The organism is Rhodophyticola sp., assembly GCF_965284195.1.
Taxonomy (GTDB): domain Bacteria; phylum Pseudomonadota; class Alphaproteobacteria; order Rhodobacterales; family Rhodobacteraceae; genus Rhodophyticola.
In genome coordinates this window covers 1-15681 of sequence record NZ_CBDIRM010000003.1, presented here as the reverse complement: position 1 = coordinate 15681, position 15681 = coordinate 1, and the positions used below count along the sequence as shown (strand labels likewise).

The window sequence follows — 15681 nt, the reverse complement described above, 5'->3', positions numbered from 1 at the left end:
GGATTGCGCTCTGGTCTGTTTTGGCCGAGGGCAAAACGATCCCGCCGCTCCATCCGTCTCCCGCGTCCGGTCGGGCCGTTTGCCTGCTCGGGTCGGGCAAACCTACCGTCAAAACACACACACATGAGTGCGGAAGCATATCCTCCGGATGGCCCCCAAATCAGCCCGCGTCAAGGATCGCAAAACTTTTCGGCGAGGGCGGAGCCTGTGGCGAGGGGCAGTCCTGTGCGTGAGGCCGCGCATGTGTTGGGTGCTGCGCGTGGAAAACTTTTGCGCCCGGCAAGCCGGCGGCTGCGCCGTCCCTGACCCGGACAGTTTCGGAAACCAGGCATTCGGCCATGCCACCACACTCACGTGGTGGTCCACAACCGAACACCTGGAGACCAGACATGGCTTACGACACCGCAAACACCTACGAGACCATCGAGCTTTTCGGGCTGACCGAGAAGGACGCGCAGCTCCCGATCCCCGAGGATCACATCCTGACCGACCGCATCATCCGCGAGAGCTTCGAGGCTTTGCTCGGTCAGCTGCGCGGGACCGGGCTTGAAGCAGAAATCGAACCGCTGGCCCATGGGCTCGCGACGATCCTGCAGCGCCGCAAGGTGGCGCTCGGCAAGGAGGTCGACCGCACCGCCGACAAGATCGGCGCGCTGGCAAAATCCCACGACGGATCGGAGATCGCCGAGACCGCGCTCGAAGAGGCGCAGGCGCGCTTTCTGCAGCTGCGCGAGATTGTCAGCGCCATCGAGGTGATGAGCGAGGCAGCGGCGGAATGCTACAGAGATCGAGACGGGCCACGCCTTCATCCCGGCAGCCGGGTCGCGCGCAAGCGTCCGGGCGCAGGAGACCGGGGCGGTCTTCGAGGCGCGGCAGCTCCTGGAGCAGCACGACCGCGAGACGGCTGCGAAGTCGAAAGTCGAGGGGGTGCCCCTGATCGTCTCAGGCGCCACCGACTGGACCGATGTCGATGTGATCTTCAACACGCTCGACAAGGTTCGCGAACGGATCAAGCAGAACCGCAACCAGGAGATCTTCCTCTGCCACAAGGGTGGCAAGCATGGGGCCGAGATGATTGCAGCCCGGTGGGCCCGGGCACGCGGGGTCGCGCAGGCGCGCTTCGATCCGCGCTGGTCCGCACATGGGCGGGCGGCACCGTTCAAATGCAACGACGAGATGCTGGACGACAAGTTCGCGGCGACGGGGGTTGTACTCTTCGGCGGCAACGGGGTCGCGCTGAACCTCGGGCAGAAGGCGGAAGCGAAAGGCCTGACGGTCATGCGGGTTGCGGACCCGGCGAAGAAGGCCGTCGCAGGATTGAAGAGAGGGGGTCGCGCTTGGCGCGGCCCTTTCGTCATGTCTCATGGCGCGTGCGATCGGTCACGCGTGATCGGCAGTCTGCGGCGGCCAGCACCGTTATCCCTCTACCCGGTCCGTCAGCGTGCGGCCCATCCGCATCGGTACGGGCTGGGGATGGTGCGCACCTCACGCACATCGTCAGCGGGGCAAGACGCGAGGGGTCGAGACGTCGCATTTGAGGCTGAAGACCTGCACGACCCTCGGAGGGTGTTTCGGAACATCGCATCCACGCGGGCGGGCTCCGTCAGCACCCCGGCCAGGCTCGGCGGGACGCGGACGCGGATGGTGGCGGCGGCGTGATGGCAGGGGTCATCCGGGTCTCTCCTTTTTGCTCATAGATGTGGATCGCACGGGGTCGGCCCGTCCGTGCCCTCAGCTCACGCTTCGGCAAGCACAAATACGGCTTCCACGGCGGGCCGCGGACCCTCCGCATTTGCGCTTGCGACCGAGCCTCTTGCCCCGTGCCGGGTGATCCCCATCGCAACAAGGAGTAACCCAAATGACCAACCACTACGTCGCCACCGTCCCCGTCAAGTTCACCGACACCGATGGCCAGGAGCGCACCCGTTTTCAGCGCGTGGGTGCGATGTTCCGCAACACCCGCAACGGGGATGGCTCGGAGTTCTTCAGCCTCAAGCTCGACTTCCCGGTCGCGGTCTCGGAGCTGGTGATGTTCCCGCCGAGCGCGAAAGATCCCCAGGACTGAATCCTCTGACGAGGATGGGCCGCCCCAGGACGATCTTGGGGCGGCCCGATCCCTGTTCCAGGGATGCCGGTCGCTGCGCGACTCAACGGGACGCCACTCCCCCGGAATGATCAGGCCGCGACAGACCGGCCAGTCAGCCTCAAGGGGGCCATCCACAAAAACCCATCGGCCAGGGCCTCCCGGTTTTTGCGGCAGAGATTTGGGGAGCCAAATCTGGCCCTCCTGACCCTGCCTGTCCGCCCTGTCGGTGGGGTTGCGCCCGCCCGCGGTTCCCGTCCGAACACATGCGTGTTCGGCCAGACCCTCGGGCGGTGCTGGCGGACGGGACCCCTAGGACAGGTGGGTCGCCCGGTGGTGAGGGCGGCAGAGCCGCGTCCCTGCGGGCCGCGGGGGAAGCGGACACCGAGGCTGCCTGAGACTGAATGCTACGTAATATATAATTGACAGCATAGGTATATTATCGTAAGGTAGGGGCGGCCTTGGTGGAAGGTGGCAGGAAATAGGGGGTCTTTCTTCGCATGTCGCGCTCAAAACGTCTCACAGATGCGGACCGCATGGAGATCGTTCGCGAAGCTGCGGAAGGCGTTTCCACTTCAGTGCTGGCGGAACGGTTTGGCGTGTCGGTGCGGGCGATCCAGTACACGCTCAAAGCCGATGCCGAGCGCCAGGCAGATGCCGCGATTCCGGTCTCAGCGGTCAGTGTGAAGGTCACGGCTGCGGAGCTTGCGGCGCTCGACGAGGTGTTGGCGAAGGCGGGGATCGAGAGCCGGGCCGAAGGGCTGCGGCGGCTCATTCAGGCGGCAGGCGGCGTGTTTGTTCCGGACGCGCAGATGGCAGCAGAGATGGCGCGCTACCGCGCCTCGCTGCACGAGGTCGGCAATGGGGTCGCGCAGATCGCCAAGCAGATGACGCAGGCCAACCGGCAGGGGCAGGGGGCCGTGGGGGCACGAGTGCCGAGTTCACTGAATTGCGCCTTGCGCAGATGCGCGGGCTGGCGCGGTTCATCCTGGATTCCGCTGACGAGATCGATCTGCTTCTGCGCCGCCGTCGCGACGCGATGCAGCTGCGAGGCCACGGCCGCGCTGAGGGAGTTTGCCCATGCGGCTGAATGATGCCGTCCATGCCGTCACGGGCGAGGTCTTTCGGGATGGCTGGAGCCGCGTCCGGGGCTCGATGCAGGGGCTGCACGTGGCCAAGCAGACCCAGCTTATGCGCGCGGCAGCAGGGCATCGGCCAGCGGTCTTCAAGGCGATCCGGGGCGGGGGTACGCATACCAAATCGCAGCTCGCAAACCAGCTCGACTACCTCACCACCAAGTCCACCCATATCGTGGACAGTAGCGGGTTCCTGGATGGCAAGGCGAAGCTCGAGGCGGGTGACATCAAGGATCTGACCGAGCGCTTTGCCAAGCGGTGGGATGCGGGCTTCAAGCCCAAGCTCGGGCCAGACCACCCACATGCTCATGTCCTTCCCCATCGGCACGCGCGGGGAGGATGTGCGCGACATCGCGACGGATGTGGCCGAGCGGTTCTTCCAGACCGACGAGGGGCATTTCGACTACATCATCGCGGTGCATGAGGACCGCGATCACCCCCATGCGCATCTGGTGCTGAACCGCCGCTCGCAGGAAGGCGAGTTCTTCTTTCTGGGGCGCAACCATCGCTTCAACTACGACGACTTCCGCCTCGCCATGGTCGAGGAGGCGGAGAAGTACGGTGTGCGGCTGGAGGCCACGCGGCGGGTGGATCGGCGGCGTCGTGCATTACCCGGACGCGGACCAGCGAGGTCTGGCGCCGCGAAAGAAGAGGGTCGCGCAGCCCCGCGAGCGCGAACGCGTGGGGCAGGACCTGACCCGGACGCTGGCGGAGATCGCCAACACCAGAAGCGTCTACCATTCGCTTGCCGCGTAGAGGCCTCACGCGAGGCCCGGGAAGACATCGCCGCGGCACTCTTCCGCGCGGGCGAGGTGCTGGCGCATGGCGGGCAGGTGGACCGAACAGGAGATGTGTATATGGCCGAGGATCAAAGCTTCGAGGATCTGAGAAGCCTCTATGCGGAAAAGCTCGCGCGGGTGCAGGGCATGATCGCCGAGAAGTCTGACGCGGAACGTCCCGTGCTGGAAAAACGCCTCATCGAGATCCAGACGCAGGTCCAGCACATGCAGCCTCTCGGGTTGCGATCATCCACGCTGTCAGAGGCCCCTCGGAGGGCGGGATCTATTCCGAAGCCAACATCGACGCCAGCCAGCGCGAGCGACTGGCCGAGCCCGACCTGAGATCGCGCATTGACGCGGCACTACGGGGCACCGGGATCAGCACATCGGAAGTGGTGGCCCGGATCGAGACGGGCGCCTCAAATGCAGCGCTCGAGCATCAATGGATCGCCAATGATCTCTCCAAGGTGGCTGAGGCGCGCGATCTGAACCTCGAACGCCGCGCCGATCTGGAACAGGCGCGCGACATTCTCAACGATGTGCATGTCGCGCTTGGCACGCTGTTGGAGCGGGAGAACGTGCTGCGCCGGGATGGTCGTCATGGAAGCGGAACCGGTCAGCGAGCGGTTCCATTATCATGAGGGCGCGGTCCGGGCGATGGAAGGGACAATCCGTCAGGAGATGCGCGCAGACGGTCTGACAGCGCAGCAGATCGAGGACCGGGACTGGGAGGTTGTCTCACGGGCGGAGCGCCGGATCGAGACCGAGCAGCGCGCGTATCTCGCAGCACACCCGGACCTGCTTGCACGCCCCGGCGATGTGATCGACCGGTCTGAGCCCTACCGCGAGACCATCACCGATGCGGCCCGCGCCAGCGAGATCACCCGCGAGGTCGACCGGATCATGGAGGGACGCGACCTCCGCACGCCCGTTGCAGATGCTGTCACGGATGACTTGCAGGGCGCGCTATCCGGACATGCCGTCCCACCTCGCCCGCGGGCTCGGCGCGACCTATGCGGCCGTCGTCGAGATCCGGCGACACGGAGGCCATCAATCAGGTCCGCCGCGAAACCGAGATGCGCGACGGGCTCGGGTCTGGCACGCGCGACGCACTCCTCGCAGCCCGCGGTGAAACTGCGTCGCAGTCTGACCGTGCCGACCGCCTCGCAGACGAGATTGCGCGTGTTCTGGACCATGAGCGGGCCGGGGAGTTGTCCGCGCCCTTCGAGACCGAGGCGGAGCGGGACGCCTTCCGCGACGAGATCGCGCGGGTGCTGGACGTTCGCCAACTCGACCGGCTCACATCTGGCGATGCCGATGCGCTGGAGAAGGTTCTCGAGGACCGCCTCGACCGGCTCTATGTCGCCAAGGTCTACCTGCAATCGGATGCCGCGACGGCCAACACGGAGGCCTTGCGCCAGGTGGTCGATGATCTTGCCGACACCGAATATGAAAAACACCGCGCGACAGACGTGGATGGCGAGACCGAGCGGGGACAGGTCCATTGAGCGCGCTCCATGGGAAAGGCGCGGATCGCCACAGGGGTCTTTCTGGTGACGCTGGTGACCGGGGCCATGGGCTATACCATCGCCTCGGCGGTGCTGACCTACCAGGATCTCGGCTTCGGGGCCGAGATCGACTTTGCCTATATCGCGCAGAACTATCTGGCGATCCTCGATCGCCGCCCCGAGGACGCGCAACTCATTCACCTGATCATCGGCAGCTTCGCCGCCGCCGGCCTGATGCTGAGCCTCGCCCTCTCGGGGTCCGCCCTGACACGCTTTGGCCAGACCCATTGGCAGACCGCGCGCGAGATGAAGGCCAATGGCTTCTTCGGGGCGCCAGGGACCGGGTTCATCCTCGGCAAGCTGGGGCCGCCGGGCTCCCGCGCCAACTACATCTGCTCCAAGGTCTTCCCCCATGCGCTGATCGTGGCGCCCACGGGCCGCGGCAAGACCACGGGCTTCGTCATTCCGAACCTGCTGACCTGGCAAGGCTCCGCCGTGACGCTCGATGTGAAGGGCGAGTGTTTCGAGGCCACGGCGCGGCACCGCGCAGCCCAAGGCGACAAGGTCTATCGCTTTGCCCCCACCGATTGGGAGGGCAAGCGCACGCATCGCTACAACCCGCTCCTGCGCATCTATGAGTTGAAAGATCCCGCGCGCCAGCAGATGGAACTGCAGCTCCTGGCGACGCTCTTCCTGCAGAGCGACAATGACCGGGTGCAGGGCCTCCTCCAGGGCGGGATCGATCTCTTCGTGGCGGCAGGCCTGCTGGCCTTCCAGCGCAAGCGCCCGACCTTGGGCGAGATCTATCGCATCGCGGCCTCGGGCGGGAACAAGCAAAAGGAGTATTTCGCGCGGGGCCATGAGGTCGACAACCGGGCCGCCAAGCTGATCTTCACGCGGCTGGCTTCGACCAACAACGACACGCTGACCTCCTACGTCTCGCTCCTGATGACCTCGGGGCTCGATCAATGGCAGAACCCGGCCATCGATGAGGCGACGGCGGTGTCGGACTTTGATTTCCGGACGATCCGCAGAAGCCCTTCTCGCGTCTATCTCGTTGTCCAGCCCCTCATGGTGAAGCCCCTGGCACCGCTGATCCGGCTCTTCTTCTCCGATCTTCTCTCCGCCATGCAGGAAAAGGACCCCGGGCCGAACGAGCCCTGGCCGGTGATGATCATGCTCGACGAGTTCAACCGCTTGGGCAAGATGCCGCATCGTGGTCGAGAGCATCGAGACCCTGCGCACCTATCGTGGTCACCTCGCCGTGGTCACCCAAACCATCCCCGCCCTCGATGAAATCTACGGCGAGAACACCCGTCGCGCCCTGCAGGGCAACGCGGGCGTGAAGCTCTACCTAACGCCCTCCGATGAGAAGACCGTCGAGGAGCTGAGCAAGGCGGTCGGCAAGACCACGAAAACCGTCGTCACGCGCTCTCAGTCCATCGGCAAAAACCCCTTTGAAGGCCGCAGCCAATCCACACGGACCGAAGAAAGTTCGCTGTTGCCCGAAGATGAAGCGCGCCGCCTGCCGCTCGATGAAATCGTCATGGTCATCGATGCCCAGATGCCGGTCCGTGCAAAGCGGATCCAATATTTTGACGACCGGCTGTTCAAGGCGATCCACGCGGCGCAGACGGGCGAGCTGCCGTTTCCGGAAGCCGGGGGAGGTGGGTCGCAGGGCACGCTGCCGCTGAGTGTGCGCGCCATGCCGATGACGCCGCCTGCCAACGGACCAAGTGGACCTGACGCCGATTGTGGAAACCGCACGCCAAGATACTGGCAGTCAAACGTCAGGGCAAACTGACGTCGCCCCAAGAAAGACCGCGCCTGTCGTTCAAGCCGTTATCGCCGAGGAACAGCGACAGATGGAGATGGATTTTGGGGGCCAGGTTGCGGATGCCGAGGCAGCGGGCGTCGATGATGAGGCGCAGATGCGCTCTGCTGTCGATGGCTTGGACGACATGGAAGCTATGCTGCGAGAGGGTGGTGAAAGGATGGTTGCTCGATAGGGTGGCAGATATCGCCTGCTTGTCGGGGAGGACTGATTCCGGACATTTGCAAGGGTGCGAAAAGGTTCAACGCCATAAGCAGGTGCGGACGTCCGGGGGCTGGCCGTCGCCAATGGTTGGCGTTCATGCGAAGACCGAATGGCAAGTGTTTTACCGAACCAGTCAATCAGCTATGTGCTCGACGGCGCTAGCCACCATATAACATCTTGAGGGAAGTTGGCCCAAACTGTATCCATATCGAGACATGGCAAACAACTTGACCGCCGAAAAAGCTCTGATCTTCCAGGATTACGCACATCAACAATGTGCCGTGGATATCGAGCATGGCTCCGTGCAAGAATTCCGGAGTGCAAGACCCCAATTTCGTGCGAATTGAACCTCAATTAATTCAGCGTCGGACTGCACGGAATATACCTGTTGCACCGAACGGATCGCTATCAGATTACATTCCGTTCTATTTCACGCCATTTTCGATGATGATGTACAACATCAAGACTGGCTACGGAGGAATTCGCCAGTTCCCGAACACGGAGATTGTGATCATGGCGTCCTCACTTCGAGGGCTCGAGGATCGAGGAGCGTAGCAACGGTGTTTTCAGATCGCCACGCATACCTCCAGACTGCGCAATTCTTCACCTCGCTCGACGACCTCGACAAGGTCGAGCTGGGGCATCCTGCAGCGTAGAGACTTCAAACGCGACGTCGATGATCCCGAAAAGACGGATCGCTACCAGGCCGGAGGCGCTCGTGCGCAGGCGCGCGGTGGAGCACCTTGCAGGCATAGTCTGCCTGAGCGAGAACGAAAAAGGAACACTTGAACAGCAACGGGAGGAGGTTGGGCTCGAATCTCAAGATCGTGGCGCGACCAGGCTGGTATTTCTGATGGTAACTTACACGCAAGGCAATCTTCTGGAAGCTGACGTTGACGCGGTGGTGAACACCGTGAACACGGTCAGGATCGCGGGGCAAAGGAATTGCCCTCATGTTCAAGGAGCAGATTCCCACGAAACTTCGAAGCTTACGCGCGCGCCTGCGATGCAGGCGAAGTGCGTACTGCAGCCAAATGTTTGTTACCGAGAACAAGGAGCTCTTTGGGCCGCGCTGGATCATCAATTTCCCGACAAAGACCCATTGGCGAGTGAAAACTAAAATTGAATGGGTCGAGGATGGATTGAAGGACCTTGTCCGAGATAATTCGTGAGAAGGGAATTAATTCAATTGCGATCCCTCCACTTGGCTGTGGTAATGGTGGCCTTGACTGGCGCGATGTACGTCCTCTTATCAGGTCGGCATTGGCGGGACTTGAAGGGGTCAATGCCATCGTCTACGAGCCGACTTCCAAGTATCAGAATGTCGCCAAGCGCGCACTGGTGTTGAGAAGCTCACCCCGGCACGCACGCACTGGTGGCTGAGATGTGCACGTCGGTACTCACTCAACAGGGGACTGAATGCTCGATTCTTGAGGTGCAGAAATTGGGATGGTTTCTCGAGCGCGGCGTGAAACGGTTTCGGGGGTTCGGACGCACTCAAGTTCAGCTTCCAAGCAAACAAGTACGGACCTTATTCGCATAACCTGACGAAGCTGCTCGACAGTCTCGATGGAAGTTATCTCCGGTGCGACAAGCGCCTTGCAGATGCCGATCGCCTTGAGATCTCATTTGGTTCAACGACGCAAAGTATGATCGAGTGCAAGCGTATCTGAACTCGGGTGAAGGGAAGCAGTTCTCAAGCGTACTGGAATGGGCTTCGGCCACCATGTCGATGGCTTGGAGGTCGCCTCTCGGCATGGAGCTTCTGGCGACTGTTGACTGGATGATGCAGCACGACGATATCGAACCGACTGTTGAGGGAGTGATGGAGAGGTCTTAAGGACGCTGGGCTGGCGGGGAAGTCGCTGGACAGCGCAAATTGAAGATCTTCGATCGCCGGTTGGTCGCCATCGCTTTGGAGCCAACTTCAGACATCGAGACAGGCTGCCTGCCTGTTCAATCTTTGCCCCAGTTCGTGGGCGGGAAGCACACATGCGGCGATGCCGCGTTGCTATCCGCAGCATCGTTACAACGCGGACATTCGTGGGAGCATCAAATCAACAAACCAATAAAGGAGAGCATTCATGGCACTTAAACCAGGACCGAAGCCGATAGCAAAATCAGCCGGGAAACCGGATCAGCGACGCCGTGACAACAAAACTACACCGGGGAACACACCCGTCCCTCAAACCTAGCAAATCCTAGCAAGCCCCCGCAAAAAAATGAAATGAGGGTTCTCGTTAATTCGCCCTTCTAACCTCGCAGGCCGATCACTTCCACGTAGGATGGCGGGTCTCGGGACGGAAAGGCCGGTTAATTCTGACTAAGTCTGAACCTTGACGGTCGCAGCCGTTTGGGCATAAGACCGCAAAGCGCTGAGAGCAGTCCCGCGCGTCTGGCGCAGCATCGCGCCAAACTCTGAAACGCAAGGCCGGAAAGCGTCCTCATGGCACCACGCGGCATTGCAGCCGCAGCCTAACCGTGAGACCAGCCATTCAGAATGATGGCCGCTGGCAACGGATTCGTGACCACCTAACGGGTATAACGTCGACTTCCCCTAAGGGCCTGCAACACAATTGCAGCGACCGCTCGGACGTAGTCGCGCTTGCACCCTACGGCAAGTCACACTGCCGCCGCCCGCTCTCGCCGTTCTGGCCAACCGCGGGCCAGTCAGCCGCCTAACTTTACAGAGACCCGCATTGCGTGGTCTCATTGGGAAAAGAACTAACTGATCACAGGGATGTAGCGAATGGTGAGGGCACTTCAGAAACTCTTCGAGCATGGCACGAAGTGGGTAAGGGCAGATTTCCACCTGCACACTCGAGCGGACAAGGAATTTCGTTATGCCGGCGACGCTGACCGTTTCGTCGCCAGCTATGTCGAGGCGCTTGAAGCTAACGGAACACGCCTTGCCGTCATCACCAGCCACAACAAATTTGGCTTGGAAGAATTCAAGGCTCTGCGCAAGAGGGCGCGCAAATTCGGTATCGGTGTGCTCCCCGGCGTGGAACTATCCGTCAAGGACGGCGCAAACGGCGTTCACACACTCGTGGTATTTTCCGAAGCTTGGTTGGCCGATGGTCAGGATTACATCAACCAATTTCTTGGCGTAGCGTTTGCTGGGAAAGGTTCCCGCGCAATACGAGCAGGAAGGGAAAACGGACGTAGCAATGATGACCTGATCGAGACGCTCAGAGAAACTGGAATCCTACAACCGCGACTTCTTCATTATCTTCGCGCATGTCGAGGCCAATAGTGGCCTGTGGAACGGGATTAAGCGGCGGGCGAATGGGCGAACTTGCCGCTGAGCCGCTCATTCAAAAATATGCCCTTGGCTTCCAGAAGGTCCGCACCCATGACAAGCAGGATGCAGCGTTTGCCCGCACGAAGGTCAAGGGGCTGGTGGGGCGATCACTATCCAGCCGAAGTGGAAGGCTCTGATGCAAAAGAAATTTCTGAAATCGGCAAAGGTAAAGAAGGTTTATCTGAAGCTTGGCGATGTTGGTTACGATGCGGTGAAATTTGCCCCTGACGGATCATGCTTTCCGCGTTGCGCCGGATATACCGTCCATAGGCCATTTCCCACATCAACGCCGTTTCGCTTTGAAGGCGGGTTGCTGGATGGTAGGCGTGTTACCTTCTCTCCGCATCTGAATTGTCTGATTGGCATTCAGGGCAGCGGAAAATCTTCTATCCTGGAAAGCGTGCGCTACGCACTTGATATCCCCTTTGGCGAAAAGGCACAGGACAAGGAATATAAGGATAAGCTCCTGCCCCATGTTCTGAAAAGCGGCGGCAAGGTAGTTGTCCAAGCGACCGATCGGCATGGCGGTCGCTGTGGGGGTAAGGCGCATCTGGGGGCATTTACCGGATGTTTATGTCGATGGCGTGCTGCGCCCCGGTGTCTCCATTAAGGAGACGATCATCGCCAAGCCGCTGTCGCTTCGGGCAGAAGGACCTCTCCGCTGCTGGAAAGGGCTTCGGGCACGATCTTGTCGAAAAGCTCATGGGCGATAGCCTAAAGGGTGTGCGGCAAAAGATCGAGGAACGCGCGGGCGAACTAAAGTCGGCTATAGAGAGCTTTAATTCTGTCCGCGGCGATGCGGAGGACAAGCAAGCGCTGGAAGATGAACTCAAGGATGTTGAATTCAACCTGGAGCAATTCGACAAGCATGGCATCAAGGACAAGCTTGAAAAGAGAAGCAGGTGGCCTATAGCGAGGACCTGACCTACTGTCAGGGTATTGATGAGACGGCTGCGGCCTGGCGCAAGGCGATTGATGATGCTGCAACCCAGGCCGAAGAAGATTTCAAGCTGATAGAAGTTCATGCCTCCGATCAAAATGCTGATTTGCTTCACGCGCTACGCAGCCAAGGTGGAAGAGCTAAAAGGCACGGTTGCTACAGCCAAGGCTCTTGCTGCCACCATCAAGACCAAGTCCGGCGATCTGGATGAACTGCGCCAAGAGCTTGAAAGCGTGCGCGACGGCCTAAAGGAAGAATTTGCCGAGACCGAGCGGGAACTGGTCAAAGCGTTGGACGAACAGGGCGTTACCTCGATCCAGCCGGATGCCTATATCAAGCTTACGCAGCGCAAGCAGGAGCTTGAAGCTGAAATCGCCGAGCTGGCCAAGCGGACGGGAAAGGAAAAAACAAGGCTCGAAGCCGTCCTGATCGCCATGACATCGCTGAATGATGCCTGGCACGATGAATTTAAGTTAATCGCGGCGACGCTGAAAATCATCAACAGATCGCAAGGATCATTGAGAGTAAATGCAGCGTTCAAGGGAGACCGCAACGCCTTCACGACCCATATCGACGGGTTACTTCGAGGCAATAGTCTTCGCAGGGAATATTATAATGCACTTGCAGAGGCTTACTCCGATTTTGGCGAGATTTTCAAAGACCTCGAAAAGGCTTGTGCTCACGCGAAGGGAAAAAGCGAGGACTTCAAAAAGCTCTTCATAGCAAATCTCTACGCACTCATCTCTTATCAGGTGCCCAACAGCTATGCGGTGACGTATCACGGCAAAGCACTTCTGTCGCATTCTCTTGGTCAGCGCGCCTCCGCGATGATGCTCTTCCTGCTTAGCCAGAAGGGGAATGATCTTCTGCTCATCGACCAGCCGGAAGATGATCTTGATAACCAGACCGTCTACGAGGAGGTGGTCAAGCTGCTTCGGCGGATCAAGCCAAACCAGCAATTCATCTTCGCGACACATAACGCGAATTTTCCGGTGCTTGGCGATGCCGAGACCATCACCACATGCAGCGCCAGCGATGATGACATCGCCATATCGGTTGGCAATATCGACGATAAGTCCTGTCAGTCCAACGTCATTTCCATCATGGAGGGCGGCCCGGAGGCATTTGAGCGCCGCAAGACAATCTATCAAATCTGGAAAGCCCGTGCCGTCTGACCATATCTAAAAGAACACGAAACGCTTCACCACTCTACTCTCGGCTACATTCGCCTCCGGTTCTTGCTGCACTCGGCTGTGAGCGGCCACTTCCGGAGGCCCGAATGCAGCGCTGGCACACTTGGCTTTCTCGACTACGCTGCACACCGCCATCGATGATCGGTTCGGTGTAGCCGCAGCACAGCGAAAGTGAACCCGGTGAATGGCCGGACTGGGCCGTCACCGTCGTCCAAGCCGTCCCAGTCTCGCAAGCTGGGCCAGCATTTTTGATCCGAGTCTGCGGATCCTGTGCCGCCTCCGGAACCCGTCTGCCCCATGCCTTGCCGCACTGGCATCTGCTGCACGCCAAAGAACTGCCGCGTAAACGTCCGGTGATGCCGCGGTTTCAGGCTTTTCGGGCTGCCAGTTCCAGGGCATGAGTTCGTCGATGCGATTGATCTTGTGATCTGGTAGACGTTGGAGGACCCATGTGAGCCATGCCTCGGGATCAACGCTGTTCAGCTTGCAGGTTTCCATGAGCGTGTAGGCGATTGCGGCGGCGTTCCCGCCCCCGACAGACCCCATAAACAGATAATTCTTTCTTCCCAATGCAACGGGTCGCATTGTCCTCTCGCAGGTATTGTTGTCCAGCTCGAGACGCCCGTCACTGAGATATCGGCGCGCTTTCGGCATGCGATTTAGTGCATAGCGGATCGCTTCGGCCAGCTTGGTTTTGCCGGAGATCTTGCGCAGCTGCGCCTGCAACCAAAGCTCTAACTCGTCAAAGACCGGCTTGGCCTTGGCCTGCCGCAGGGTGACGCGCTCTTCCGGCGTTTTCCCTCGGGCCTCCTTCTCGACAGCGTAAAGCTGTGCAATCTGCTTGATCGCCTGTTGGGCGATGGGAGAGCCAGTGCGCTCGGCCTCGTCGACGAACTTGCGGCGCACATGGACCATGCAGGCCTGTTCGTCAGCCTTGCCCTCGCCAAACAAACCATTGAAGCCCGCGAAGCCATCAGCATGTACCGTGCCGGTATACCCGGTAAGGTGATTGACGGGGTGCTCGCCCTTCCGGTCGACGCTGAACTGATACCAGGCGCAGGGGGGCGCTGCCCCGCACCACGGGCGTTCGTCCCGGACGTAGCTCCAGAGCCGGGCGGTTTTGGTCTTTGTCGTGTTCGCGCGCACCTGCAGTTTTACGGGGGTATCGTCTGCAAACAAGGCTGGCCCCGCCCGGACCAACTTGCCGATGTGCTCGGCTAGAGGCTCCAGCAAGGCCGTCGTGCGCCCGACCCAGTCGCTGAGCGTAGAGCGATGCAGATCGACGCCTTCGCGTGCGTATATCTTGGACTGCCGCTCAAGCGGCAGGTGATCACAAAATTTGCCGACCAGCATGTGCGACACGAGGCCGGGACCGGGCCGCCCGCGTTCAATCACGCGCGACGGCAACGGGGCCTGCGCGAAGGCTTCACAGCAGGTGCAGGCCATGCGAGGTCGGATAAACCGGCGCACCACGAAGTGGCCGGGGATATAATCCAGTTCTTCGGTCACGTCCTCGCCCACTTGGCGCAGAGCACCCCCGCAGTCGTGGCATGCCTCGCCCGGCGACAGAACCTCATCGTGCCGATCCAGGTGGTCGGGCAGTGGCTTGCGGCTGTGCTGGCGCTTGTTGGTTGGGCCTCCTTCATCACCGGGCAGCTGCTCGGTGTGGTGATCCTCTGCAGCCTGCGCGATCTCGTCGTCTTCCAGCAGATCGAGAGCCAATTGATCCATGCTCTCTGACTTCGAACCGAAGCGCGCCTTGCGGTGACCGTGAAGCTCAGCCTTCAGCTTCTCGATCTGGTAGGCCTGAGATTGGATATGCTGGAGCATTTGCGCGCTGACAGAGCGCAGCTCGTCAGGATCTTTGGGCAGGGATTTGAAGGCGTCCAGCATGGTGCAATCCATACCAGACCGCCCTATGGGAGGGAATGTAAAACAGCGCCAAAGCCCATGTATTGTGGGGTTTTATCCCTATCCCGCAACCAGCGGTCGCCAGGTCTTCTGCGGCGTTCTCCAGTCGATCCCCTCAAGCAGCATTGACAGCTGTGAGGGGCTCAGGCTGACCTTGCCCTCCTTGGCTGCAGGCCAGACAAAACGACCCCGTTCCAAGCGTTTGGTAAACAGGCAGGCCCCCTGGCTATCCCACCAGATGATCTTCAAAAGGTCGCCTCGGCGGCCACGGAAGACGAACATGTGACCGGAATACGGGTCCTCGGCCAGAACCTGTTCGGCCTGCGCCGCAAGCGTGTTGAAGCCACGCCGCATGTCCGTCACGCCCGCGGCCAGCCAGACCCGCGTGTTGCTAGGCACTGGAATCATTGCGCCAGACCCTCGACCAGCGTCAGCACCGCAGACAGCGCGGTTGGTCCCTCCACCAGAATGCGCCGACCATCTGACAACGCGATGTCGACGCGTTGCACCGTGACGGGACCTGTTGGAGAAGAGCGTGAAATGTGCGGCCCTGGCGCTGCCGTCACGCCCGCGACCTCAATTGGGAGAAACACTGCGTCCTCGGGCTCAGGCAGCTCTGCAGCCTGACCTTCCGACGCAAACACAGGATCGCGGAGCCATTTGTGGATCAGATTGGTGTTCATCGCGTAGCGACGCGCAACCTGCGCAACAGAAACCCCAGGCACCCGCGCCTGCGCGCAGATCGACCGCTTCTCATCATCCGACCAGAACCGCTTCTTCTGACCCTTC

At 60.7% G+C, this 15681-nt stretch carries 10 protein-coding genes and 5 pseudogenes; 12 read left to right on the top strand and 3 right to left on the bottom strand.

Annotated features, from left to right (window positions below; all coding sequences use genetic code 11):
- Positions 1-389: 389 nt before the first annotated feature.
- The 12 genes and pseudogenes from ACQ651_RS21390 to ACQ651_RS21335 form a co-directional block, all read left to right on the top strand.
- Positions 390-1305, top strand: a pseudogene (locus ACQ651_RS21390) (DUF2493 domain-containing protein); the annotation flags it as partial.
- Positions 1306-1858: 553 nt separating this feature from the next.
- A complete protein-coding gene (locus ACQ651_RS21385) occupies positions 1859-2065 on the top strand; it encodes a hypothetical protein (protein ID WP_007120662.1) in 207 nt (68 codons plus the stop codon).
- Positions 2066-2583: 518 nt separating this feature from the next.
- Positions 2584-3177 (top strand): annotated as a pseudogene (locus tag ACQ651_RS21380) (helix-turn-helix domain-containing protein).
- Entirely contained in the window at positions 3164-3643 is a 480-nt protein-coding gene (locus tag ACQ651_RS21375) for a hypothetical protein (protein WP_430450555.1), read from the top strand. Before ACQ651_RS21380 ends, ACQ651_RS21375 begins: the two are co-directional and overlap by 14 nt.
- Entirely contained in the window at positions 3561-4340 is a 780-nt protein-coding gene (locus tag ACQ651_RS21370) for a relaxase/mobilization nuclease domain-containing protein (RefSeq protein ID WP_430450554.1), read from the top strand. The genes ACQ651_RS21375 and ACQ651_RS21370 overlap by 83 nt, the downstream gene beginning before the upstream one ends.
- 53 nt (positions 4341-4393) lie before the next feature.
- On the top strand, positions 4394-4639 hold the full coding sequence (locus ACQ651_RS21365) for a hypothetical protein (protein WP_430450553.1): 246 nt from the start codon (positions 4394-4396) through the stop codon (positions 4637-4639).
- Positions 4640-5011: 372 nt separating this feature from the next.
- Positions 5012-5506 (top strand): hypothetical protein, encoded by a 495-nt coding sequence (locus tag ACQ651_RS21360; RefSeq protein ID WP_430450552.1) that lies wholly within the window; start codon positions 5012-5014, stop codon positions 5504-5506.
- A gap of 9 nt (positions 5507-5515) precedes the next feature.
- Positions 5516-7515: pseudogene (locus ACQ651_RS21355) on the top strand (type IV secretory system conjugative DNA transfer family protein).
- A gap of 287 nt (positions 7516-7802) precedes the next feature.
- Positions 7803-8099, top strand: coding sequence for a DarT ssDNA thymidine ADP-ribosyltransferase family protein (locus ACQ651_RS21350; RefSeq protein ID WP_430450572.1), 297 nt, complete (start codon positions 7803-7805; stop codon positions 8097-8099).
- A 398-nt stretch (positions 8100-8497) separates the two neighbouring features.
- Positions 8498-8716 (top strand): hypothetical protein, encoded by a 219-nt coding sequence (locus ACQ651_RS21345; protein WP_430450551.1) that lies wholly within the window; start codon positions 8498-8500, stop codon positions 8714-8716.
- The gene (locus tag ACQ651_RS21340) at positions 8697-8927 is read left to right on the top strand and encodes a macro domain-containing protein (RefSeq protein ID WP_430450550.1); all 231 of its coding nucleotides are present in this window, start codon (positions 8697-8699) and stop codon (positions 8925-8927) included. The genes ACQ651_RS21345 and ACQ651_RS21340 overlap by 20 nt, the downstream gene beginning before the upstream one ends.
- Positions 8928-10293: 1366 nt before the next feature.
- Positions 10294-12963 (top strand): annotated as a pseudogene (locus ACQ651_RS21335) (TrlF family AAA-like ATPase).
- Between the two features lie 393 nt (positions 12964-13356).
- Here the strand turns inward: ACQ651_RS21335 and tnpC are convergent.
- From tnpC to tnpA, 3 genes and pseudogenes are all read right to left on the bottom strand, one after another.
- Positions 13357-14874: pseudogene (tnpC, locus tag ACQ651_RS21330) on the bottom strand (IS66 family transposase); the annotation flags it as partial.
- A 78-nt stretch (positions 14875-14952) separates the two neighbouring features.
- Positions 14953-15300: an IS66 family insertion sequence element accessory protein TnpB gene (gene tnpB / locus ACQ651_RS21325; protein WP_088238992.1), complete on the bottom strand. Its 348-nt coding sequence runs from the start codon at positions 15298-15300 to the stop codon at positions 14953-14955.
- Positions 15297-15681 (bottom strand): IS66-like element accessory protein TnpA (gene tnpA, locus ACQ651_RS21320; protein ID WP_430450549.1); only part of this gene is annotated, 385 nt, incomplete at its 5' end. The genes tnpB and tnpA, both read right to left, overlap by 4 nt.

Excerpts from the sequence above, each read along its gene's own strand:
- ACQ651_RS21385 (WP_007120662.1), top strand. The coding sequence starts at position 1,859 with ATGACCAACCACTACGTCGCCACCGTCCCCGTCAAGTTCACCGACACC.
- ACQ651_RS21375 (WP_430450555.1), top strand. The coding sequence starts at position 3,164 with ATGCGGCTGAATGATGCCGTCCATGCCGTCACGGGCGAGGTCTTTCGG.
- ACQ651_RS21360 (WP_430450552.1), top strand. The coding sequence starts at position 5,012 with ATGCGGCCGTCGTCGAGATCCGGCGACACGGAGGCCATCAATCAGGTC.
- ACQ651_RS21345 (WP_430450551.1), top strand. The coding sequence starts at position 8,498 with ATGTTCAAGGAGCAGATTCCCACGAAACTTCGAAGCTTACGCGCGCGC.
- tnpB (WP_088238992.1), bottom strand. The coding sequence starts at position 15,300 with ATGATTCCAGTGCCTAGCAACACGCGGGTCTGGCTGGCCGCGGGCGTG.